Origin of the sequence: Fictibacillus enclensis (assembly GCF_001457035.1) — a bacterium.
Classification (GTDB): Bacteria; Bacillota; Bacilli; order Bacillales; family Fictibacillaceae; genus Fictibacillus_C; species Fictibacillus_C enclensis.
The window spans coordinates 699,731-723,401 of record NZ_KQ758618.1; the positions used below are offsets into that span (position 1 = coordinate 699,731).

Annotated in this window: 23 protein-coding genes and 1 pseudogene; 18 read left to right on the forward strand and 6 right to left on the reverse strand. The window is 44.1% G+C overall.

Going from position 1 to position 23,671, the window contains the following annotated elements; translation table 11 throughout:
• Positions 1 to 2: 2 nt before the first annotated feature.
• On the reverse strand, positions 3 to 605 hold the full coding sequence (gene rpsD / locus AS030_RS13930) for a 30S ribosomal protein S4 (protein ID WP_061972474.1): 603 nt from the start codon (positions 603 to 605) through the stop codon (positions 3 to 5).
• Positions 606 to 957: 352 nt separating this feature from the next.
• On the opposite strand from rpsD, the gene megL reads away from it, so the two are divergent.
• A complete protein-coding gene (megL, locus tag AS030_RS13935; RefSeq protein ID WP_061972475.1) occupies positions 958 to 2,163 on the forward strand; it encodes a methionine gamma-lyase in 1,206 nt (401 codons plus the stop codon).
• Positions 2,164 to 2,210: 47 nt separating this feature from the next.
• Here megL and AS030_RS13940 read toward each other — a convergent pair whose 3' ends face one another.
• The gene (locus AS030_RS13940; RefSeq protein WP_061972476.1) at positions 2,211 to 2,696 is read right to left on the reverse strand and encodes a GAF domain-containing protein; all 486 of its coding nucleotides are present in this window, start codon (positions 2,694 to 2,696) and stop codon (positions 2,211 to 2,213) included.
• Between the two features lie 153 nt (positions 2,697 to 2,849).
• Here AS030_RS13940 and refZ point away from each other — a divergent pair, with 153 nt between their 5' ends.
• Complete coding sequence (gene refZ / locus AS030_RS13945) at positions 2,850 to 3,536, forward strand: forespore capture DNA-binding protein RefZ (RefSeq protein ID WP_061972477.1); 687 nt, start codon at positions 2,850 to 2,852, stop codon at positions 3,534 to 3,536.
• On the opposite strand, the gene hisJ is transcribed toward refZ, so the two are convergent.
• Positions 3,501 to 4,337, reverse strand: coding sequence for a histidinol-phosphatase HisJ (gene hisJ / locus AS030_RS13950; protein WP_176716391.1), 837 nt, complete (start codon positions 4,335 to 4,337; stop codon positions 3,501 to 3,503). The two genes, refZ and hisJ, sit on opposite strands and share 36 nt — an antisense overlap.
• A 271-nt stretch (positions 4,338 to 4,608) precedes the next feature.
• Here hisJ and ezrA point away from each other — a divergent pair, with 271 nt between their 5' ends.
• From ezrA to AS030_RS13980, 6 genes are all read left to right on the forward strand, one after another.
• A complete protein-coding gene (ezrA, locus tag AS030_RS13955) occupies positions 4,609 to 6,300 on the forward strand; it encodes a septation ring formation regulator EzrA (RefSeq protein ID WP_061972478.1) in 1,692 nt (563 codons plus the stop codon).
• A gap of 207 nt (positions 6,301 to 6,507) precedes the next feature.
• Positions 6,508 to 7,647 (forward strand): cysteine desulfurase family protein, encoded by a 1,140-nt coding sequence (locus AS030_RS13960; protein ID WP_061972479.1) that lies wholly within the window; start codon positions 6,508 to 6,510, stop codon positions 7,645 to 7,647.
• A gap of 6 nt (positions 7,648 to 7,653) precedes the next feature.
• Positions 7,654 to 8,859: a tRNA uracil 4-sulfurtransferase ThiI gene (gene thiI / locus AS030_RS13965; RefSeq protein ID WP_061972480.1), complete on the forward strand. Its 1,206-nt coding sequence runs from the start codon at positions 7,654 to 7,656 to the stop codon at positions 8,857 to 8,859.
• Positions 8,860 to 8,975: 116 nt separating this feature from the next.
• A complete protein-coding gene (locus AS030_RS13970; RefSeq protein WP_061972481.1) occupies positions 8,976 to 9,173 on the forward strand; it encodes an alpha/beta-type small acid-soluble spore protein in 198 nt (65 codons plus the stop codon).
• Between the two features lie 136 nt (positions 9,174 to 9,309).
• Positions 9,310 to 10,896: an acyl-CoA synthetase MbcS gene (gene mbcS / locus AS030_RS13975; protein ID WP_061972482.1), complete on the forward strand. Its 1,587-nt coding sequence runs from the start codon at positions 9,310 to 9,312 to the stop codon at positions 10,894 to 10,896.
• Between the two features lie 115 nt (positions 10,897 to 11,011).
• The gene (locus AS030_RS13980; RefSeq protein WP_061972483.1) at positions 11,012 to 12,607 is read left to right on the forward strand and encodes an amidohydrolase; all 1,596 of its coding nucleotides are present in this window, start codon (positions 11,012 to 11,014) and stop codon (positions 12,605 to 12,607) included.
• 47 nt (positions 12,608 to 12,654) lie between these two features.
• Here AS030_RS13980 and AS030_RS13985 read toward each other — a convergent pair whose 3' ends face one another.
• Positions 12,655 to 13,458, reverse strand: a complete 804-nt coding sequence (locus AS030_RS13985) for an NAD kinase (protein ID WP_061972484.1) — start codon at positions 13,456 to 13,458, stop codon at positions 12,655 to 12,657.
• Between the two features lie 132 nt (positions 13,459 to 13,590).
• Between AS030_RS13985 and AS030_RS13990 the strand changes: the two genes are divergently transcribed.
• The 5 genes from AS030_RS13990 (at position 13,591) to AS030_RS14010 (ending at position 18,032) form a co-directional block, all read left to right on the forward strand.
• A complete protein-coding gene (locus tag AS030_RS13990) occupies positions 13,591 to 14,271 on the forward strand; it encodes a DUF2953 domain-containing protein (protein WP_061972485.1) in 681 nt (226 codons plus the stop codon).
• On the forward strand, positions 14,264 to 14,728 hold the full coding sequence (gene ytfJ, locus AS030_RS13995) for a GerW family sporulation protein (protein WP_061972486.1): 465 nt from the start codon (positions 14,264 to 14,266) through the stop codon (positions 14,726 to 14,728). Before AS030_RS13990 ends, ytfJ begins: the two co-directional genes overlap by 8 nt.
• 312 nt (positions 14,729 to 15,040) lie before the next feature.
• Positions 15,041 to 15,538 (forward strand): thiol peroxidase, encoded by a 498-nt coding sequence (gene tpx, locus AS030_RS14000; RefSeq protein WP_061972487.1) that lies wholly within the window; start codon positions 15,041 to 15,043, stop codon positions 15,536 to 15,538.
• 122 nt (positions 15,539 to 15,660) lie between these two features.
• On the forward strand, positions 15,661 to 16,656 hold the full coding sequence (locus tag AS030_RS14005) for a class I SAM-dependent methyltransferase (RefSeq protein WP_061972488.1): 996 nt from the start codon (positions 15,661 to 15,663) through the stop codon (positions 16,654 to 16,656).
• A gap of 188 nt (positions 16,657 to 16,844) precedes the next feature.
• Complete coding sequence (locus AS030_RS14010; RefSeq protein WP_061972489.1) at positions 16,845 to 18,032, forward strand: acetate kinase; 1,188 nt, start codon at positions 16,845 to 16,847, stop codon at positions 18,030 to 18,032.
• Between the two features lie 47 nt (positions 18,033 to 18,079).
• Here AS030_RS14010 and AS030_RS14015 read toward each other — a convergent pair.
• Positions 18,080 to 18,304 (reverse strand): annotated as a pseudogene (locus AS030_RS14015) (AraC family transcriptional regulator); the annotation flags it as partial.
• Between the two features lie 101 nt (positions 18,305 to 18,405).
• Here AS030_RS14015 and AS030_RS14020 point away from each other — a divergent pair.
• Positions 18,406 to 19,242 (forward strand): EcsC family protein, encoded by an 837-nt coding sequence (locus tag AS030_RS14020; protein WP_061972491.1) that lies wholly within the window; start codon positions 18,406 to 18,408, stop codon positions 19,240 to 19,242.
• A gap of 71 nt (positions 19,243 to 19,313) precedes the next feature.
• Here AS030_RS14020 and AS030_RS14025 read toward each other — a convergent pair whose 3' ends face one another.
• Positions 19,314 to 19,628 (reverse strand): hypothetical protein, encoded by a 315-nt coding sequence (locus AS030_RS14025; protein WP_061973026.1) that lies wholly within the window; start codon positions 19,626 to 19,628, stop codon positions 19,314 to 19,316.
• A 224-nt stretch (positions 19,629 to 19,852) separates the two neighbouring features.
• Between AS030_RS14025 and AS030_RS14030 the strand changes: the two genes are divergently transcribed.
• From AS030_RS14030 to AS030_RS14040, 4 genes are all read left to right on the forward strand, one after another.
• The gene (locus AS030_RS14030) at positions 19,853 to 21,061 is read left to right on the forward strand and encodes an argininosuccinate synthase (RefSeq protein ID WP_061972492.1); all 1,209 of its coding nucleotides are present in this window, start codon (positions 19,853 to 19,855) and stop codon (positions 21,059 to 21,061) included.
• Positions 21,058 to 22,431, forward strand: a complete 1,374-nt coding sequence (gene argH, locus AS030_RS14035) for an argininosuccinate lyase (protein ID WP_061972493.1) — start codon at positions 21,058 to 21,060, stop codon at positions 22,429 to 22,431. The genes AS030_RS14030 and argH overlap by 4 nt, the downstream gene beginning before the upstream one ends.
• 75 nt (positions 22,432 to 22,506) lie before the next feature.
• Entirely contained in the window at positions 22,507 to 22,671 is a 165-nt protein-coding gene (locus AS030_RS24020; protein ID WP_164989007.1) for a hypothetical protein, read from the forward strand.
• 150 nt (positions 22,672 to 22,821) lie between these two features.
• Complete coding sequence (locus AS030_RS14040) at positions 22,822 to 23,583, forward strand: SDR family oxidoreductase (protein ID WP_061972494.1); 762 nt, start codon at positions 22,822 to 22,824, stop codon at positions 23,581 to 23,583.
• Positions 23,584 to 23,671 lie beyond the last annotated feature (88 nt).

Genomic DNA, 23,671 nt, shown 5'->3' on the forward strand with positions numbered 1-23,671 from the left:
ACTTAACGAGAGTAGTACTCGACGATAAGTTGTTCTGAAATTTCAGCTGGCAATTCAGAACGCTCTGGCAAGCGAGTGAATGTACCTTCAAGTTTGTTTTCGTCAAAAGTCAAGAAGTCAGGAACGAAGTTGTTTACTTCGATTGCTTCTTTAACCGCGCTTAGGTTTTGAGACTTTTCACGGATTCCGATTACTGAACCAACTGCAACGCGGAATGATGGGATATCAACGCGCTTACCGTTTACAGTAACGTGTCCGTGGTTTACCAATTGACGAGCTGCACGGCGAGTGCGAGCAAGGCCAAGACGGTAAACGATGCTGTCCAAACGAGACTCAAGAAGGATCATGAAGTTTTCACCATGAATTCCTGCCATTTTGCCAGCGTCGTTGAAGATGCGGCGGAATTGGCGCTCGTTTACACCATACATATGACGAAGCTTTTGCTTCTCTTGAAGTTGTAAACCGTATTCAGAAAGTTTTTTACGTTGGTTAGGACCATGTTGTCCTGGAGCGTAAGGACGCTTTGCTAATTCTTTTCCAGTTCCGCTTAGGGAAATACCTAAACGACGGGAAATCTTCCATGATGAACCTGTATATCGAGCCATGAATGACTCCTCCTTCACGTGTTTTGTTTTTGTAAAACAAGAACAGTGACTGTTTTCTTTCCACCTGTTTATTTTGTTGGCCTATACCTTCACTTCAGCAGCCGTAGAAGCTACGTGATATACCATGCCAGGGAGGCATGTAACAAAATAACAGCAAGTGACGAACACAGTGCCGCTTTATTTTACACAAAGTCTAGTATATGTTTTTTGGGGCGCCAAGTCAAGGGATGTCTTCAAGAAAAGGATACATTGGCCAGAACCGATGAATACATTAGTAAGGAAGGGGAGGATTCACCTTTCTGAAGAAGAAGCTATTATAGTAAGCGCTTACAAATAGAGAAGGGGTGCATAGATGAAATCCAATTATTTTGAGACGAACGCGATTCATGCTGGATATGATGACAGGGAGCATAGCGGCAGTCTGTCCCCGCCCATCTTTCAAACTTCGACCTTTGTGTTTCCTGATGCAGAAACCGGAGAGCGGAGATTCGCCGGTACGGAGGAGGGCTACGTGTACTCCCGGCTGAAAAATCCGACGGTCCGCCAATTCGAAGAAAGAATGGCGGTGCTCGAAGGCGGTGAGAAAGCATTGGCGTTTGCTTCCGGGATGGCGGCAGTTTCTGCTGTTTTGCTGGGACTTGCGAAAACCGGAGAGCATATTCTTTGTTCAGAAGGAGTGTATGGCTGTACGTACGGACTCCTTCAATTTATGGAGGAGCGCCTGGGAATCAGTCATTCCTTTCTCTCCATGGAAAGCGCAGAAGAGCTCGATGCGGGAATCTTGTCAAATACATCACTGATTTATATTGAGTCCCCGATCAATCCGACGATGAAGCTGGTTGACCTGGAAATGGTTGTGACTATAGCTAAAGAAAAAGGAATTCCAGTCATTGTCGATAATACATTTTGTTCGCCGTACCTGCAGAAGCCGCTGGAGTTAGGTTGTGACCTTGTTGTTCACAGCGCGACCAAATATTTATGCGGCCACGGCGATGTGATAGGGGGTGTGGCTGTTGGCAGGCAAGAAGTGATGGAACAGATTGCCCACGCCGCACAAAAGGATATAGGCGGCATTATGTCTCCATTTGATGCATGGCTGCTTCTGAGAGGAATAAAGACGCTTCCGGTGCGGATGGACCGCCATTGTGATAATGCTGAACACATTGCGGTCCTGTTAAAACGGCATCCTTATGTTGATGGCATTTTTTATCCCGGTGATCCGGATTTTCCCCAGTATGATATTGCCTGTAAGCAAATGAAAAAGTCAGGGGGAATGATCAGTTTCAGAATTAAGGGAGGAAAAGAAGAAGCACAGCAGCTCGTGAACGAGCTGCAGCTTATTAAAATCGCCGTCAGCCTTGGTGATGCAGAAACATTGATTCAGCATCCGGCCACCATGACCCATTCGGGAGTCCCGGAGCACGAACGGGAGAACATGGGAATTCCCCAAAATCTGCTCCGCCTGTCTGTAGGGCTGGAAGCATGGCAGGACATCTGGGCAGATCTCGAGCAGGCACTGCATTCGCTCATGAAAAAAGAGGACCAGGTAGTATCCTAAAAAAAAACGGCCCGGAATGAATCCGGTGCCGTTTTTTATGTTTAATCTTAAATGTGTTTATTCAGTTCATCCACAAACTTTTCAAGCCACTCTTGATCGGTTTGATCAAATCTTCCTTTTTCCGGGCTGTCGATATCAAGCACACCAAAAAGCTGTCCGTCCTTTACGATGGGAACGACAATTTCAGATTGTGACGCAGCATCGCAGGCAATGTGTCCCGGAAATTGGTGAACATCTTCAACAACAAGGGTCTTTTGCTCTTTCGCTGCTGTACCGCACACACCTTTACCGATCGGAATCCTTACACAAGCAGGAAGACCTTGAAATGGCCCCAGTACAAGCTGATCCGATAATTCTTCGTATTCGTAAAATCCAACCCAGTTAATGTTGGGAAGGAACTGGTTTAAAAGCGCGGAAGCATTGGCCAGGTTGGCCGTGATGCTTGTTTCATCTTCCAAAAGAGCACGTGCCTGTTTAAGCAGCTGTTCGTATCCCTCTTTGCGATTCTGACTGTATTTTTCGACTGTAAACATGAACATCCCCCTTTATGTGCTAGCCGTCTTTTACCATCTTATCAAAAATTGTAGAAGAAAACATCCGAACAGATGTATTTGTCGAGCGAATCTTAAAGGGAAAAACACCGCTATGAAAGAAAAAAGAAGTATAAGAAGGGCGGTGGTTGTAATATGTCAAAAGATCAGATGGCCACAAAGATAAAAATTGCCGAAGCGGCGGTTGAACTGTTTACAAGTCAGGGGTATCAGGGAACTTCTGTCCGTCAGATTGCAAAAAAAGCGGGAGTGAACCTTGCTCTTGTTTCCTATCATTTCGGAGGCAAGAAAGGACTTCTCGAAGAATTGGTCTCCTCGTTTTATGAGGGATACATCCGTAAAATTGAAGTCGTCTACCATACCTCCGCCGATCAACCCGAGAAGGAGCGGCTGCTCGAAGTGATTGAGAGTGTCCTGAACTATCAGCTGCGGCAGCCTCATCTGTCCCGGTTTGTCCATCGTGAAATGACCCTGGACTCCACGCTCGTTCGCGAAGTGATGACCACTTACCTGGCAAAAGAAAAATATTATTATGATTCCATTTTTGAAAAAGGAATGAAACAAAAAGAGTTTCACAAACAGCCGGTTATGCTTCTGACCCTGCAGCTGCGCAATCTGATTATTATGCCTTTTCTTCATCCTTTATATATTTCTGAAGTGTTTTATACTGCACCTCATGACCCGTTATTTGTTACTTCTTATATGAGTTTTATCCATAAATGGCTGGAACAGTCTGTCTGTGTACCGCAAAGGAAAGGCTCTCTTCTTTCTGCCGTGCAAAATCCATTATTCGCTACGATTCAGGAAAAGTGGAACGGTTAAGCTTCCGGTATGGATTGAATCGAGACCTTGCCCCAATCCCTTCACGCTGTGGGCATCTGATCCATATACGAGAGGGATTTCTTGTTCTACGGCGGCTTCAATCACCCAATCCGGGGGATAAGGTTCCTTGCAGAAAGGCTTTGATAGTCCGGCTCCATTATAGTCCAGTTCTAGACCGTAAGTTTTCACGAGTTGTAAAATACCCTGGATTTCACGGTCGAAAGAAGTTTCTGTCGGATAGAGAGCCTGAAATTTATTTACTAGTGTCATGTGGCCGATCCTTTTTGGTTTGTACTTGCCAAGATCGGAAGTGATCGATTGGGCCAATGTCCTGTAATACGATGAATGGACTTGGTCTGTGCTGCCAAATACGGCGGCAATTTTTCCAAACATCTCTTCACTGTAATCGAGGCAATAATAATGGTCAGCTTGCTTTAAGAAGTGAACCGACAGGACAGCATCGTCCAGCCGGGGGCCGAATTCATCCAGGAATGTTCTGGTTTCGTTCTCCCATCCCTCAATATAATCCACTTCCAGACCGATATTAAGAGTTAGGGCACTGTTGTAATATTTTTTTAATGAAGTAAGCTCGTCAAGGTATGCCGGAAGCCTGGACATTTCCATCGCTGAATCGTTATCAGGTACAGGATCCGTGAATCCTTCGGGAAGCGGGGCGTGCTCAGTAAAGGTCATGCCGCGGTAACCCAATTGAATGGCCCTTTCGATATACTCTGTCAGTGGATCGGCTGAACCGTGGGGACAATAAGGGGTGTGAATATGGCCGTCATATATTCCTGTCATGCTTAACCTCCTGATTGATTTTAAATAAAAAACCGCTTTGATAATTCTGGAAAAAAATTATTCATTTTTTTCATTTTTTTTTGGTCAAAATTCGGGTTTACATGTTATCATTAGAACATTGAGTCAGCACTAAATGTGGTTTTAGAGGAAGAAAAATGCCGGCTCGAAGTAAAACAGGAATAAATCATTATTACAATAAAACGTAAATCATTGTAACATGATTATTACATAGATTTTGCAGTTTTGCAGAAAGGAAGAAAGGGTGCTTCCTATGACATACATAATTGCCGCAGTAATTCTTTTAATTGCTTTAGTTGTTTTCGGCTCCTTTTCACGCAAACGGATTTACAAGCAGATTGACCGGCTGGAATCCTGGAAAATGGAGATCATGAACCGTCCTCTGACAGAGGAAATTTCAAAGGTCAAAGGGCTTACCATGGTAGGCGAAACGGAAGAAAAGTTTGAATCCTGGCGAAATGATTGGGATGAGATGGTAACTGTCGAGCTGCCAAATATGGACGAGGCCTTGTTTGATGCGGAAGAAAGTGCAGATAAATACAAGTTCAACAAATCTAAAGGAATCCTTCGACGAATTGAATCACAGCTTCAGGGGATGGAAACACGAATTAAAGCCATCTCCACAGAAATAGATGAGCTGGTGACCAGCGAAGAGTTGAACAGAGAAGACATCATTGAAGCGAAGGAACAATTCAGTGAAGGTAAAAAGTATTTTCTTACACACTCCCGCTCATTGGGGAAGACAGCTTCACTGTTTGAAGCTGAGTTCTCGGAAGTCAATACAATGTTTGCGCAGTTTGACGAAATGACCTCACAGGGCAACCACCTCGAAGCCCGAAAAATCCTCGTAAACAGTATCGAACGCTTAAAAGATCTCCGCGAGAAAATGGAGTCTGTGCCAGAATTGCTTGTCCTGCTTTTATCCGATCTTCCATCGAGTCTGACAGATCTCAAGGACGGATTCTCCGATATGGAAGAGCAAGGGTATATCCTGAATCATATCGGCATCGATAAAGAAATCAGCTCCATGAACGAGCGGATCGCCGCGTTACTTGAAAAGGTGTATGAGTTGGAAATTGATGAAACCCAAAAAGGCATTGATCAATTAAACACAGAAATTGACCAATTGTATGACCTGCTGGAAAATGAAGTGATATCCAAGCAGTTTGTGTTTAAAGAGAAGGAAGTCATCCTTCAGTCTCTGGCCGATCTTCAGCTGGATATGGAAAAGATTCGTGCAGAAGCAGACATGGTTTCTCTAAGTTACCAGCTTGACCAGTCAGATGTAGAGGTGCATAAGCGACTGGAGAAGATGTTTAACAAGTTGCAAACCCGCTTTGCTTTGATTGAACACTCGATTGAGGAAAAAAAGGATTCCTATTCCGTCATCCGTGAGATGATGGAGGAGATGGCGGTTCAGCTGGAGGATCTGAAAAAATCCAATCAGGAATATCAGGAAAAGCTGGTGAATCTCCGAAAGGACGAGCTTGAAACCAAGGAGAAGCTGAAAGAACTAAGAAGACGGTTGCTTGAAGCAAGAAGAATGATGCAAAAAAGCAATCTGCCAGGACTGCCCGATCACTATCTGATGACCATCGAAAAGGCTGAAAACTATATTATTGAGGTGTCAAAACGCCTTGACGATAAACCGCTCGAAATTGCTGAAATTACTGAAGTGCTTGAAAATGCGCTTGAAGCAGTAGAAGAAGGATATAAAGAAACGGCCGAAATCATTGAAACAGCCATGCTTGCAGAAAAAGTCATTCAATATGGCAACCGCTACAGAAGTTCTTATTCTTCCGTTTCGGTCCGGCTCATTGAAGCAGAGATTGCGTTCCGCAACTTTCAATATGAAGAAGCACTCAATCTGGCGGCCAATGCCATAGAAAGTGTTCAGCCGGGGATCCTGAAAGAACTCGAAGTTAACGTGAAACAAAAAATCTGATAAAGCTGGAATCCGTAAAACGGGTTCCGGTTTTTTTATATTCACCAAAGAAGCGGAACTTCGTATACATGGGAAGCAGAGCAGAAGGTTTAGTTTCTTGTGATGATGGAATGCTAAAAGCGCGGAAAAATACAATTTTTTCTTTTCATCCATTATGGTATTATAGAATGATGTGTAGAATAAGTGAGTTATGCGGAGGACTCGATCATGATTTATTTTGACAACAGTGCAACAACCAAACCCTATAAAGAGGTTCTTGATGCGTTCGTTACGGTTTCTCAAACGTATTTCGCCAATCCATCCTCCATTCATTCCAAAGGCGGAGAAACAGAACGTCTGATGCTTCAAGCTCGGAAAACAGTAGCTGGGCTGCTGAGTGTTAAGCCAAACGAAATTATCTTCACTTCCGGAGGAACGGAAGGAAACAATACAGCTATCAAAGGAATCGCATTAAAACATCAGGAACGTGGCAAGCATTTGATCACGAGTGAAGTGGAGCATGCTTCATCCTATGAAACGTTTCATTATCTCGAATCCCTGGGTTTTGAAGTCACCTACCTTCCGGTAAACGGTAAAGGTGAAATTTCACTGGAACAGCTGGAGAACAGCATCAGGGAGGATACCATTTTAGTTTCGCTCATCCATGTGAACAATGAAGTCGGCACGATTCAGCCTGTCGTGGATGCCGGTAAAATTTTAAAGAAATTCCCGAAAGTATTCTTCCATGTGGATCATGTGCAGGGAATTGGCAAGGTGCCTTTGAACCTGAAAGAAGCTGCTATTGATTTATGTACCATGTCAGGCCATAAATTCCATGGCCTGAAAGGCACCGGCATTCTGTATAAGCGCGAAGGGGTAAGCCTTTCGCCGCTTCTTACGGGCGGAGAGCAGGAAATCAACGTACGGGCGGGCACAGAAAATGTGGCAGGCATCGTTTCCATCGCCAAGGCGCTCCGTATGTCTTTTGACAAAATGGATGCTGGCGTGGAGACCATGAACCGTGTCAAAGAGCAGATTTTGGAAGGTCTTTCGGACATCCAGGGAATTTCAATCAATACACCTGCTGACGGATCTCCTCACATTATCAACTTTTCGGTGGATGGAGTGAAGCCCGAGGTACTGATCCACACACTTGATCAAAAGAATATTTATGTATCCACCCGTTCAGCTTGTTCATCAAAGCAAGCGGGGCCGAGCAGAATACTTATGGCCATGGGGCTGGGACAAAAGAGGGCGAACACGGCCATACGGATCAGTCTGTCGTATGAAAATACGCTTGAGGAAGCAGAGATTGTCCTTAAGGAACTAAAAAATGCAGTGGTTCAGCTGCAGACAGTAATGGGGTAAATAAACATGCAATATAATCACATTGTTATTCGTTTTGGTGAATTGTCGCTAAAAGGGAAGAATAGAAGACATTTTGAAAGCCAACTGAGGGAGACGGTTCGCAAAAAGCTGTCACCGTTTACGAATGCAGTCGTTCTCAAGTCATACGACCGGATTTTGGTAGAAATCAACGGAGAAGATCATGAAAAAATGGTTGCAAAACTGCAGGAAGTGTTTGGAATTCATGCTATCAGTCTGGCCATCCGGGCAGAAAATGAACTTGAAAGCATAAAAGAAGCAGCGCTAGCCACGTTTTTAAAAAATGGACAAGGTCCGAAAACCTTTAAGGTTTCTGCACGCAGGAGCAACAAACATTTTCCGGTCGGTTCCATGGAATTGAATCGAGAAGTGGGCGGCCACATTTTAAAAAATACCGAAAATGTATCGGTGGATGTCCATCACCCGGACATCGATGTTAAGGTCGAAGTCAAAGACAATGGAACATTTATCAGCTGTGAGACCTATCCCGGGGCAGGCGGACTGCCAATCGGTGTTGGCGGTAAAGCGCTATTGATGCTGTCTGGTGGCATTGATAGCCCGGTGGCAGGCTACCTTACCATGAAGCGTGGTGTACGTCTCGAAGCGGTACACTTTCACAGCCCGCCTTTTACCAGTGAACGGGCAAGGCAAAAAGCGGAAGACCTCATGCAGGAGCTGACAAGATATGGTGGTAAATTGAAGCTTCATATCGTTCATTTCACAAAAATCCAGCAGCTCATTAAGGAAAAGATCCCGGCAAGCTACAGCATGACGATTATGAGGCGGATGATGCTGCGCATCGCCGAGCGGATCGCAGAAGAGCGAAATGCAATGGCTATTGCGAATGGTGAAAACTTGGGCCAGGTGGCCAGCCAAACAATGTACAGCATGCATACCATCAATGAAGTGACCAACCTTCCGATTATCCGGCCGGTGGTTACAATGGATAAATTGGAAATCATTGATATTTCACAAAAAATTGGAACGTATGATATTTCCATACGTCCATATGAAGACTGCTGTACCATTTTTGTTCCGGCGGCACCCAAAACAAAACCAAAGCGCGAAAAAGCCAATCGATTTGAACAGGCCCTTGAGAACATGGATGAACTGATCCAGGAAGCCGTGGATACCATCGAAACCGTAACCTTTGAAGAGCAAAAAGAACGAACGGAATTTGAAGACTTATTTTAAAACTGTCCTGATGGTGCCTAGCATCTTCAGGATTTTTTTTGGTTCTCAACTTAATATTTACCACGATTGAAAGCTTGTTTCTTTCACAACCTATAAGTACAGGAGGTGAACACAACATGTCAAACAACTCAAACCAACTTCTTGTACCTGGTGTACAACAGGCAATCGATCAGATGAAATTTGAAATCGCATCTGAATTGGGTGTTAATTTAAATGCTGATGGTTCTTCCCGCTCCAACGGGTCTGTCGGAGGAGAAATTACAAAGCGTCTTGTTGCGATGTCTCAGCAGCAATTCAGCGGACAACAAAAATAATTCATTCCTAACCAACTTCATATATGGCTTAAGAGTGGGCTCGTACCCACTCTTTTTATGCAATTTTAAAATATTCTAAATTTATTGTATAATAAAGAGGGTAATATGCTTGGTTTACATGGAGGAGGACGTAGAAATGGATAATCTATTGGATCTGCAGGCACCGCCGATTTACAATGTGACGGAGGAAATGGAGAAATTTGCTCAAAACCCTGAGCGTAAAGCCATTGTTTGGCAAAATGACCTGGGGGAAAAGAAAGAAATGACCTACAGCGAGCTTTTTGAATGCTGCAATAGCTTTGCAAACGCACTGACGAAATTAGGGCTTTCAAAGGGAGACAAAGCATTAATAGTAATGCCACGGAAAGTGGAAACCTATGTGGTTTATTTGGCCTGTTTAAAAGCAGGTATTGTGGTCATTCCATCCTCCGAAATGCTCAGACCAAAGGATTTGAGTTACCGAATTATACATAGCGAAGCAAAGGCTGTAATTATTGATGCTGCTTTTCTGTCCGGCATAGATGAAATTACTGACGAACTACCTTCGCTACAATACAAATTGTCCATTGGCGGAAGTAAAGAAGGCTGGCAATGTCTTGATGAATTAGCAAAAAATGAAAGCGGTTCATTTGAAACAGTTAAAACAAGTAAAGATGATATGGCATTTTTATCCTATACATCAGGAACGACTGGACTTCCCAAGGGAGCGGTACATACCCATGGATGGGCTTTTGCACACTTGCAGACAGCGGCAAAAGGCTGGCTGGGCATAAAAGAACAAGATAAAGTGTGGGCGACTGCTGGACCGGGCTGGCAAAAATGGATATGGAGCCCCTTTGTTTCCGTATTGGGCTGCGGAGCTACAGGTTTCGTGTACAATGGAAAATTTGATCCTGACAAGTATTTGGCACTTCTGGAAGAGCAGGACATATCCGTTTTATGCTGTACACCGACTGAATACCGTCTGATGGCGAAAACTGATCATCTGGACCAATATAAGCTTCCTTCGCTGCGCAGTGCTGTGTCTGCAGGCGAACCACTAAACCGGGAAGTCATTGATATTTTCCAGCGTCACTTCAATGTCACGGTCCGTGATGGATACGGTCAGACTGAGAATACATTGTTGGTGGGCATGATGGAGGGCATGGAACTGCGGCCGGGATCGATGGGAAAACCGACGCCAGGGAATCGTGTGGAAATTGTAGATGAAAATGGAGAGCCTGTTGCTGTTGGTGAAGTAGGGGATATTGCCGTTCACAACAGTTCTCCAGCTTTGTTTAAGACATACTACAAGGATCCTGAACGTACAAAAAAGGCGTTCAGGGGAGACTACTATTTAACAGGTGACAAAGCCAAAAAAGACGAGGATGGCTATTTCTGGTTTGAAGGCCGAAGCGATGATATTATCATCAGTTCCGGCTATACCATCGGACCGTTTGAAGTGGAAGATGCACTGGTTAAACACCCCGCAGTAAAGGAATGCGCGGTCGTGGCAAGCCCGGATGAGATCAGGGGCCATATTGTAAAGGCATATATCGTTTTAAAAGATGATCAGCAAGAAGCGTCTGAATCACTTGTCAAAGATTTGCAGGAACACGTAAAAGCACTCACTGCTCCTTATAAATACCCGCGCAGTATTGAGTTTGTATCCGATTTACCCAAAACAACATCGGGAAAAATCAGGAGAATAGAACTGAGGCTAAAAGAAAACAGTGGCAGTTGATGACAAAGGCAGGCAAAAAGCCTGCCTTTTGAGTGAAAAAATATTCCGTTAATTGTATGAAATATGGTTAAATGAGGGAAAAGCAGAGCTGAAATCCGTACATACGAGGTGAAATATGGGAACATTATACTTCAATGGAACAATCTATACGATGATGAGGGAAGGGGAAACGGTGGAAGCCGTCTTTGCTGAAGGAAAGGATATTCGGGATGCCGGTTCCCTTCAAGACCTGTCCGAGAAATATGGATGTCATATCAAAGAGAAAGTAGACCTGAAAGGAGCGGTTATGTTTCCCGGATTTGTGGATAGTCATCTTCATATCATTGGACACGGAGAAAAGCTGATCCGCAGGAATCTGTCTCATTTTACATCTGCAGAAGAAATGGGATCGTACCTGAAGAAAGAAGCTGAGAAAGAGAAGCCCGGAAATTGGCTGCTCGGAGACGGCTGGAATGAAAACAACTTTCTCGACCGAAAAATTTTTCACTGCCATGAGCTGGATGAGCTGGCTCCCAATCATCCGATGCTGCTGTCAAGAGTATGCCGTCATGCCTCATTGGCCAATTCAAAAGCGCTGGCGCTTGCGGGAATTACGAAAGAGACGGAAAATCCGGAGGGCGGAATTATCGTACGCGATGAAAATGGCGAGCCGACAGGTTATCTGCTTGACAGTGCTTCAGATCTTGTGAAAGATGTGGTTCCGCCTGCAACAAAGGAATATTTGTTCACCGCATTAACCGCTGCGGTAAAGGATTTGCTTTCTATGGGGCTGACCGGCGGCCATACCGAGGATCTCGGATATTACGGTGGATTTGATAAAACGATCTCCGTATTTCAGAACGTTCTTAACGATCGATCACTGAAATTCAAGGCGCATCTTCTTGTTCATCATAGTGTGGCCGGGGACTATCAAACAACCAGCCTGCATAAAAGCATCTCACCATACCTGGAGTTCGGAGCGATGAAAATCTTTAGTGACGGAGCCTTTGGGGGACGAACTGCACTTCTTAGCAAGCCATATAATGATGCGCCTGATACATCCGGTGTGGCTATTCATTCGCCGCAAGCTTTAAAGGAACTGGTGAAACAGGCGAGAGAATATCAAATGCCGGTGGCTGTGCACACAATCGGTGATCTATCTCTGGAATACACACTTGATGCAATTGGTGCATATCCGCCAGTCACAAAAGAGCGGGACCGGATCATTCATGCGGGTCTCGTTCGGCCCGAGCTGATTGAAAGGATGAAGCAGCCTTCTTTAATTATCGACATCCAGCCAAGCTTTGTTCCTTCTGATTTTCCATGGCTTATTGAGCGGCTAGGAATGGAGAGGGTACCTTATGCATTGGCCTGGAAAACGCTTCTGTCGAATGGGCTGCATTGCGCAGGCGGATCGGATGCCCCGATTGAAACAGCCAACCCCTTAGAAGGAATCTATGCGGCAGTTGCAAGGAAAAAACCGGAGGAGACGCATGAGGGCTACCGGCCTGAAGAAAAACTCACTCCTTATGAAGCAGTTCAACTCTATACTGCAGGCAGTGCCTATGCAATCAATAAGGAAGAGGAAAGAGGCAAGATTGCCCCTGGCTTTGAAGCGGACTTTACCGTACTCGACCGGGATATCCTGACATCAGAACCAGAAGACATCCGCCAAGCCAGAGTGGTTTATACGATTATTAACAATTCGATCGAATACAGGGCTGCTACCTAAAATAAACACCGCCTGCAGTCCCACGCTGCAGGCGGTTTATTGTATTTCTATAAAAAGCTTCGTCTCACTTTATGCCAGAATGAATTGTCCTTTAGTTTCACCGTTTTTACTACAAGGTCGGATAAGTGGAAACGGATGGATTCCGAATGTCTGATGCTCAATGCTTCGTTATCGATGCCGATGATGGGATATTGGTTATTGTCCTGTTCGATTTTAAAGGTGAGTTTTCGTTCGTTGCTCAAAACAAAGGAAGAACCAAGTGTCCGATACAGGTTGTTGTTTAGGGACGCCATTTCACTTACCTGATAACACTGCAGTTTGGGATCGACAACTGCACCTGTTACGGACTTGTTGTATGCCGTACTTCCGGTAGGCGTCGAGACGATCATGCCATCCCCCCGGAAGGTTTCAAAGTATAAATCATCGATGAACACATCCATCACTAGTGTTTTGATGATGGAAGAGCGGATAGAGCATTCATTCAAACAATAGAACGTTGAATCATCATGATCCATCGTGACCGCCAGTGTTGGATATTTACGGACTTCCACTTGGTTGTTGTCCATGGCGGTCATCATTTTTTCATGATCATCCACATGAAAATCACAATAAAAGCCAAGCTCTCCCGTACTGACCCCGACGTACAGGCAGTCATCTCTGAATCCGGTTTTCCTTACTGCCTGCAAAAAGGCGCCGTCACCGCCAATTGACGCAATAATATTGGCTTTTTTATAATCATCCACAAGGGTAAAACCGTAATTTTGAGCAAGCTCCAAGAGGGGCTCTACCTTTCTTAATACCTCATCTTCCTGCTTGTACGCAACAAATAAATTTCTGCGATCGTCTGTCATGTGATGTCCTCCTGTCGAATGTTTCTGGTGTCCTTTATCCATTTCTACTCTTGTTTTATAAATCCTTTTGCCGTACAGCAGGTTTATTTTTTTGCGCCAAGCCCATAATGGTTGTGAAAGGAAGAATAGCCTGTGTTGATTATTTATAGTATTCTCATTTTGCTTTTGCTCTTATTTATTGCCATACCACTGTCGACGCTCCACATTACTTTTTTGTTCACCCATCACGGAGATGACGATTTTCTTCGGTTAAAGATTACGCTTTGGAAAGTGATTTCCTATACGCTGGAGCTGCCGGAGATCAAGGTTAATCTTGCAGAAAAGAAGCTAGACCTTAAGGAAAAATCAAAAGGCGCGACCAAGGAAAAAAAGAAGAGAAAAAGCATTACACTGCATGCCTTTTTAAACAGCTATTATAATTATCTAAATTTACTCCGGCATGTTGGAGGCTTTTATCGTATTCTTAAGGTTTTTTTTAAAAAGGTGACGATTACGGATGTGAAATGGAACAGCCGGTTTGGGCTTGGTGACGCGGCATCTACTGCAGTCGCGTCGGGTTTGGTATGGGCATTAAAGGGAAACGTCCTTGGCTTGTTATCTCATATCGTAAGGTTAAAAGGCATTCCAACCATTGGAGTTGTACCTGTTTATCAGGGAACCCTCACGCAAACCCGGCTGTCCTGTATGATTTCTTTTAAAATCGGGCATGCTATTGTCGTCATGTTACAAGTGTTGAAGCACTGGAGATCCATCAGCTCCAACGCAAACAAAAAATCAAAAAAATATGTAGCAGGAGGAACATCACATGTCTGAGCACCCTATCGAAGGCTTAATGAAAACCGCGATGGAAAACCTGAAACAAATGATCGATGTAAATACCATTATAGGTGATCCGGTTGAAACCCCGGATGGAAGCGTCATCCTGACCGTTTCTAAGGTTGGATTCGGCTTTGCGGCTGGGGGAAGTGAATTTGGCGGCGGAGATCAACAAAATGGAAGCAGCCAGCAAAATCCATTGGATTCAGAAGAGCTGCCATTTGGCGGAGGAAGCGGTGGCGGGGTATCCATTACACCGATTGCTTTCTTGATTGTTGGCTCAAATGGCATCAAAACCATCCATTTAGACAACAGCACTCATTTATACGAGCGGTTGCTTGATCTTGCACCAAGCGTTGTGGAGAAAATCCAGCAAATGATGAACAATAAAAACAGACAACGCAATGTACAGCAACAGAACAACAATCCGAATCAACAGCAGAACCCTTTTTGAGTTAACTGTTTTTACAGTTAGCTTTTTTCTTTGCGGTTAACATACTCAGTTTTGGCGAGTAAATCAGTGACTATGGCGGGTAAACGAGTCGCAGAAGGGCGTAATCGCCTGCCTCAGCTTGTTCATCGATCCAGCTTCAGGGACCAGAGACTCGGCCACTTCGATCTTTGCCAGAAAACAAAAAGCGGTTTATGGCAAAGCCCTCCAGTGTTTTTCGTCTCTATACGGCCCCTTCAGCTTTTTATTTGCACATTCTGGTTCTTCGCTATATGATGGGACATGTACATAATTAAATAAGAGGAGGCTGTTTTCATGGGAGTTACATTTAAAGAAAAACCGGTTACGCTGGCTGGAAAGCAAGTACAGGTAGGTGACCAGGCTCCGGATTTTACGGTGCTGGCCAATGATTTATCAGAAGTGACACTTGCGGATTCTAAAGGTTCTGTTCGTTTAATTTCAGTGGTGCCTTCTATTGACACAGGAGTTTGTGATGCGCAGACCCGCCGTTTTAATGAGGAAGCTTCCCAATTGGACAATGTGAAAATTCTCACGGTTTCTGTTGACCTTCCTTTTGCTCAAAAACGCTGGTGCGCAGCAGCTGGAGTAGAGAACGTTCAAACGCTATCCGATCACCGCGATCTTTCTTTCGGTAAAGCTTACGGTGTAGCAATTGAAGAGCTTCGTCTTCTTGCAAGAGCGGTTTTCGTTGTAGACAGCTCTGACAAAGTAACTTACGTTGAATACGTGGATGAAGTAACCAACCATCCAAATTATGAGGCGGCTATTGAAGCTGCAAAAGCTGCCAAGTAAAACAAGAAACTCCGGATTCTGATTCCGGAGTTTTTTAGCGGTATAATCTCCCATGATCAGCTTTTGTATATATGATTAAACGCATAAACAGTGCGGTTGCAGGATATTTAGGAGGAACGACAATGAACAGCAATCTTTCGAATGTGGAAAAATTATTTACGGTTATCGACCAATCGGCAGAAAGAATTAAACAGGAAGAGGAACTGACCTATTTGGATGCCCTTGTGGAAACCGGTGAAAATATGTTTCATAAAGAAATCCCTGAAGACGTGTCGCAAGTTACCAAAGTATTTTTAGAAAAGGAATACGCAAAGGTTAAGCTTGAAGCCATGAATCGGGAAGAAATCCGTAAAGCTTTTCAGCTGGCTGTATTGAAAGGGATGAAGGAAGCCATACAGCCGCATCATGCCATGACGCCGGATGCGGTTGGTATTTTTATCAGTTATCTTGTCCAAAAGCTGATGCCTTCCGCCAAAGAGTTTGCGTTGCTGGATCCTGCGGCAGGAGCGGGTAATTTGCTGACAACGGTTTTGAATCAATTGGAAGGCAATATAAAAAGCTTTGGCGTAGAGGTGGATGAAACCCTTTTGCGTCTGGCATGGATCATTTCCAATCTGCAAAAGCATAACGTGGAGTTTTATCATCAAGACAGCATTAAGCCGCTTTATGTGGAACCCGTGGATCTTGTGGTCTGCGATCTTCCTGTCGGTTTTTATCCAAATGATGAAGCAGCAAAAGAATTTATCGTTCATGCTAATGAGGGACACACTTATGCCCATCATCTGCTCATTGAGCAAAGCCTTCATTACCTGAAAGAATCGGGATTTGGGGTATTTCTTGTGCCCAATGGGCTGTTTTCCAGTGAACAGGCGCCTCTTCTTCAAAAAATGATTAAAGAAAAGGCCGTCATCATTGGGATGATTCAGCTTCCGCTAAGTCTTTTTAAACAGGAATCACAGGCAAAAAGCATCCTTCTTCTGCAGAAAAACGGGGAGAATACAGTGAAACCGAAACAGGCATTGCTGGTGGATCTGCCGTCGTTTTCCAAAAAGCAGGCCATTGCTAACGTGATGGACCAAATGAATGAATGGTTTAGCGAAGAACTTAAACGTCCATAAAAAAAGGCATTTATCCGCAATGGAAACGAATTCATTTCTGAAAAATACGAATATGCACGGAAAGCCTTTACAAACTTGAAATAAGCGAATAACGATGGTTAAATGGTTAAGGATATATTGAATTTATATTGAGAAGAAGTTCATGGTTACATGTACTTCTTTTTCATTGCTGTTAAGGAGCTAAAAGAATGGCTAAAATTATTGCAATCAATGCCGGGAGTTCTTCCTTAAAATTTCAATTGCTTGAAATGCCTGAGGAGCTGGTTCTCACAAAAGGCGTGGTTGAACGAATCGGATTAAATGACTCCATCTTCACGATTGAAGTGAATGGGGAAAAAATAAAAGAAGTAACGGAAATACCTGATCACGGAGTAGCTGTCAACATGCTGCTCAACAAACTGACAGATCACAGCATCATTTCCTCATATGATGAAATTGAAGGAATTGGACACCGGGTTGTACACGGTGGGGAACAATTTCATGATTCTGCGGTTATCACGGATCAAGTTCTTGAAGAAATTGAGGAGCTTTCTTTCCTTGCTCCCCTTCACAATCCTGCCAACGTGGTAGGCATTCGTGCTTTCAAGGAAGTACTGCCCGATGTTCCGTCTGTTGCTGTGTTTGATACAGCATTCCATCAGTCCATGCCTGAACAATCCTATTTGTACAGTTTACCATATGAATATTATGAAAAGTACGGAATCCGTAAATACGGCTTTCACGGAACATCCCATAAATATGTATCCGAGCGTGCAGCTGAACTGCTTGGCCGTCCGATTGAACAGCTTCGCCTGCTTTCCTGCCATTTAGGAAACGGAGCAAGTATTGCTGCCATTGAAGGTGGAAAATCGATTGATACTTCCATGGGCTTTACGCCACTTGCAGGTGTGGCCATGGGAACCCGTTCAGGAAACATTGATCCTGCGCTTATTCCGTATATTATGCAAAAAACAGGTCAAACCGCTGAAGAGGTACTGACCGTACTGAACAATAAAAGCGGTATGCTTGGTGTTTCTGGTTTATCTTCCGATCTTCGCGATATCGAGCAAAAAGCGAATGAAGGTAACGAGAGAGCAGAGCTGGCACTGGAAGTCTTTGCTTCACGCATTCATAAATACATCGGTTCTTATGCGGCACGCATGGCCGGAATCGATGCGATCATCTTTACTGCTGGTATTGGTGAAAACAGTGACACTGTTCGCGCAAGAGTGCTTCGCGGGCTGGAATTCATGGGAGTATACTGGGACCCCGCATTAAATAAAATTCGCGGCAGGGAAGCTTTCATCAGCTATCCGCATTCACCAGTAAAAGTCATCGTGATTCCTACAAACGAAGAAGTTATGATTGCCCGCGATACTGTACGACTTTCCAAATAAACATGACAAACCAAAGGACAGCCATAGATGGAGCTGTCCTTTTTCTTTTACGGATGTTCCTTCTTTTTGACTGGGATCCAAATTTTGCTTTTAAAGGTTGGCGATGTTATATCCTTTTGTTCATTCCACAAAATTTCGGCTTGCGGAACTTCAAGCAAAGCCCAGTCCCCTGCTGTCTTGACCGTTGTTGCTGCACCCATGTAATGATCCAGTTCTCCTTTCCCTTCCATTCTTTCCTCGGAAAAATGGTCTGAAGCGCTGATCAGTCCGGCTTTCTGTGCACGAAGATGCAGGGTGCAGGGGATTTATGTTATAAAGGATAAAAAGATTGTATAATAACTATAACAAATGCGAAATCGCAGGAGGTTGAATTGTGAGCCTAACGCCAAGAGAGGAAAAAGTATTCAATTCCATTCTTCAATGGGAGTCCAGTTATTTTGAATATGAGCCGTCAGACTTTGAAGCAACGTACGAACGATGGGTGAAGCAGCAGCTGAACCAATTGAACCCCGCCCTGATTGAAAAGATGAACAATGGTATTGATTCAGCTTTATTCCATGTTCATGCGCTGATCCAAAATTCCAGGCATCAAATGGATGTTCGGGAAAGGCTGTTATCAGAGGCGAGAATCTTTCATCCGGAAGCGGAAGAAATTGAAGATTTAAAAGTATGCTCCGTCGACCAGCTTACATATATTGCCCAACAACAGATTGCCAGAAGCCGGATGCTGTCGCTTGCCCAGGGAGGACTTTCGGGAACCGGTGGTTTATTGCTATTGGGAATCGACATTCCGGCAATGATTGCCCTGCAGGTTCGTTCCATTCAATACATTGCAATGAATTATGGATATGACATTCAAAAACCGTATGAAATGATGATGTCGCTCAAGGTGTTCCATGCATCCACTCTTCCTAAACGCTACCAGCATGAAAGCTGGGATGAACTGATGGAGGAAATCAGCAACGGAGAAACCGACTCCTTTTTTTATGTCGGAGATGAGTCGGTAGCTGATATTTCATGGCTGTCCATGCCTCTCAGACAGGGCATCAAGGGTCTGATCATTACGATGCTGAAAAAGAAGGTTGTCCAGGGAATTCCGCTTCTTGGAGTTCTGTTTGGGGCGGGAATGAACTACCAGAAGTCGAGGGAAGTTACAGAGTTTGCCCATAAATTTTATCAAAAACGCTTTTTAATGGATAAACAACTATAATTTTATGCATTTTATGTATACAACATACAAAAACACCCGATGATCAATTGATCACTATCGGGTGTTTTTTATTATGAATGAAGCCTTGCGCTAATATCCTGATGGGTACGGTACCAGAGCCACAAATCGTTAATTATGGAAGCGAGCTCCGCGATTTCCCAATTTAATCGGCAGGAGGTTTCGAAATTATCTTCTTCGCCAAGTGCTTCTTGTTTTTGATTTATGGTTTCTTCAATCCGTGCAATTCTTTCCGGAATGGTTCCGCGGACGGTTTCCCACTGTGCAAGGATTTCCGACTGTCTGGCTGCCGAATAGTCATCCCAGGGCTGCTCCAGGCGGGGCAGAGCAATGCCGAGCCGTCCATTAAATTCAAAATCAGATCTCATTTCCATCACCTCTGCTTCCATCATACATAATATAAAGAAGATGTAAAACTGAAATCCTATTAATAATTATACATTTTTATAAATAATTATTGAAATATGATTCAAGAGTTGGTATAGTGGTCTCAGAAGAAAAATTGAAGTTGCAAAGAGCAGCTTCTTTTATTTAACCGGTAATGCATAAAAATTAAATTTAAAGTATTTTAATACAAAGGAGTTTTTACAGAATGGCGAACAAAAAAGTAGTATTGGCATACTCAGGCGGATTGGATACTTCAGTAGCGATCAAGTGGCTTCAGGAAAAAGGTTACGATGTCATCGCACTTGGACTGGATGTAGGAGAAGGAAAGGACCTGGATTTTGTTAAAGAAAAAGCGTTGCTTGTTGGTGCTATTGAATCCATCAGCCTCGATGTGAAAAAAGAATTTGCACAGGAGTTTGTCCTTCCGGCTCTTCAAAGTCATGCAATGTATGAAGGAAAATACCCGGTGCTTTCTGCGTTATCCCGACCGTTGATCGCCAAAAAGCTGGTTGAGGTAGCTGAGGAATATGGAGCGCAGGCGGTAGCGCACGGCTGTACAGGAAAAGGAAACGACCAGGTTCGTTTTGAAGTTTCCATTTCTGCATTAAATCCAAATCTTGAAGTAATTGCACCGGTTCGTGAATGGGGCTGGTCACGTGATGAGGAGATTGAATATGCAAGAAAACATAATATTCCGATTCCGGCGACACTTGACAGCCCGTATTCAGTGGATCAAAATCTTTGGGGAAGAGCCAATGAATGCGGCATTCTGGAAGATCCATGGGTTGCACCGCCAGAGGACGCATATGATTTAACGGCAGCACTTGAAGATACACCGAACACACCTGAAATTATCGAAATTGCATTTGAAGAAGGTGTTCCTGTTGCGCTGAACGGGATACCGTACAGCCTGGAGCAATTGATTCTACATTTGAACAAGATAGCCGGAGCACATGGGATTGGGCGAATTGATCATGTGGAAAACCGATTGGTGGGTATTAAATCACGTGAAATTTATGAATGTCCTGCAGCCGTAACGCTTTTAAAAGCGCACCGAGAGCTGGAAGATATCACGCTTGTAAAAGAAGTAGCTCATTTTAAGCCGGTTGTTGAGAAAAAATTGACGGAAGTAATTTATGAAGGGCTATGGTATTCTCCAATTCGCCCTGCACTTCAGGCTTTTCTTGAACAAACACAAAAAACAGTAACGGGCGTGGTACGTGTCAAGCTGTTTAAAGGGCATGCCATTGTGGAAGGACGTAAGTCACCATTTTCCCTTTATGATGAAAAACTTGCCACCTATTCAACAGACGATACATTCAATCACCAGGATGCCGTAGGGTTTATTTCCCTATGGGGCTTACCAACCAAAGTAAGCAGCCAGGTAAAGCAGCAAAACGGGGTGAAAGCATGACCACAAAATTATGGGGAGGAAGATTTACCGAATCTGCCGAACAATGGGTCGATGAATTCGGTGCTTCCATCTCTTTTGATAAAGAACTAGTAGAAGAGGATCTTGCAGGCAGCATCGCCCATGTGACGATGCTTGCCAAATGCGGGATCATAACAGAAGAAGAAGCAGAGACCATTCGAAACGGACTTCAAACCCTTTTGAAAAAAGCACAGAACAATGAGCTTGAGTTCAAGGTGGACTTTGAAGATATTCACCTGAACCTGGAGAAGCTTCTTACGGATGAAGTTGGACCTGTAGGCGGAAAACTCCATACAGGCAGAAGTCGTAATGACCAGGTCGCTACTGATATCCATCTGTACATGAAAAAGCAGGTTTCTGCATTTATCGAACAGATTAATCAGCTGCAAACGGTGCTTCTTTCTCTGGCGGAGGAACATGTGGAAACCATCCTGCCGGGCTACACCCATCTGCAGAGAGCGCAGCCGGTTTCTTTCGCCCATCATTTGATGGCTTATTTCTGGATGTTCCAGCGAGATAAAGAACGCCTTTCAGACAGCATGAAGCGGATCGATGTGTCTCCACTGGGAGCTGGTGCGCTCGCAGGGACGACGTTTCCTATCGACCGTGAATACAGCGCCCAGCTTCTTGGGTTTGATGATATTTACCACAATAGCCTGGATGCGGTCAGTGACCGGGATTTCTTGATCGAATTCTGCAGCAATGCTTCGCTTGTTATGATGCATTTGTCCCGTTTTTGCGAGGAGCTGATTCTGTGGTCTTCACAGGAGTTTCAATTTGTTGAAATCAGTGATTCGTTCGCAACAGGGAGCAGCATGATGCCGCAAAAGAAAAACCCGGACATGGCAGAGCTGATCCGCGGGAAAACCGGACGTGTCTATGGCAGCCTCGTTTCCTTGCTGACCGTGCTAAAAGGACTGCCGCTTGCGTACAACAAGGATATGCAGGAAGACAAAGAACCCTTGTTTGACGCGGTGCATACGTTAAAAGGTTCAGTGGCCATTTTTACCGGCATGCTTGAAGGTCTTACTGTTAAATCCGAGAATATGCAAAAAGCTATTTCTTCGGATTTTTCAAATGCCACTGAACTCGCCGATTACCTGGTAAATAAAAACATTCCATTCCGCGAAGCGCATGAAATTGTCGGAAAGCTTGTGCTAACCTGTATTCAGAAGCAGATGTATTTACTGGATCTTCCGTTTGAAGAATACAAATCCGCTTCATCATGTTTTGAGGAAGATGTTTATGACGTCCTGCAGCCGAAAACCGTGGTATCCCGCCGGAATTCTGCAGGCGGAACCGGGTTTGAAGCCATCAGATCTCAATTGGAAGTGGCGAAGACTAAAATTTAACCAGCCAAATTGTGGCACGCTAATCTACCCTCTCGTGGTGAACACTAAGTTAAACCCGAGAAGGAGGACAAAAGTATGCCCAAACAAGAAAAACCTGTTTCCTTTACATCCTTTGATCAGGAAGATGAGATAACCATACAGCAGCAAATCAACGAATCGTATCAGAGCGGAGTCGTTGACTATGTAGATCAAGGCCATTCAAAAAAAGAATGGGAAGACGACGAAAGTCTTGAATCCTGACAGGCAAAAAAGCACCTGGATAACCCAGCGTGCTTTTTTGTTTTGCAGAGATGAGAAGTGCCACACATTTAACTGGTGTCCGGAATAGACTTAGTTAAGAAGAAATGGTTACAATGATAATGAAGGATCAGAGTTTTTGGAGGTGGTACAGTGAGGCATGCCATTGTCACAGCAGGATCAAAAGGATTAGGCAAAAAAGTATCAGAGCAGTTAATCAAGCAGGGGTGTTCCGTCACTGTCAACTATCGAAGTGATGAACAGGCCGTAAGTAAGCTGAAGCAGGAATGGGAGTTGTATGAAGACCGTATCCAATACATAAAAGGCGATGTAACCAAAAAAGAGGATATCTCCCATATCTGTGAAAGTGCTCTGGATCAATTTGGACGTATCGATTATTTAATTAACAATGCAGGACCTTATATATTTGAACGAAAAAAACTGGCTGACTATGAAGATCATGAATGGTATGAAATGATCGACGGAAATTTAAGCTCAGTGTATCACTTTTTAAAATGTACGATACCGGTTATGAGAAAAAATGGTTTCGGACGCATCATCACCTATGGGTTTCAAGACGCAGAGTACACTCCGGGCTGGGTCTATCGTTCAGCCTTCAGTGCTGCAAAGGTGGGGCTCGTATCGTTGACCAAAACCATCGCGCTTGAGGAAGCGGAACATGGCATTACGGCAAACATGGTCTGTCCCGGCAACATTGTTGGAGAGATGAAGGAAGCGGGTATAGAAGAAGCAAGGATGATTAGAGACCAGGACACACCAATTGGACGTTCGGGAACAGGTGAAGATATCGCCAGACTGATCGCTTTCTTGTGTGAAGAAAATTCGGATATGATTACAGGCAGTATCATTTCAGCGACCGGCGGACTGGATGTCATCAACCGCCACCGGAAATAGGAAGTTTTTTAGTATTTTTTTGCTCGAATGCTAAGACTAGACATTAATACGTCATTACATAAATAATCATTGGTCTCAAAGAGGAGGA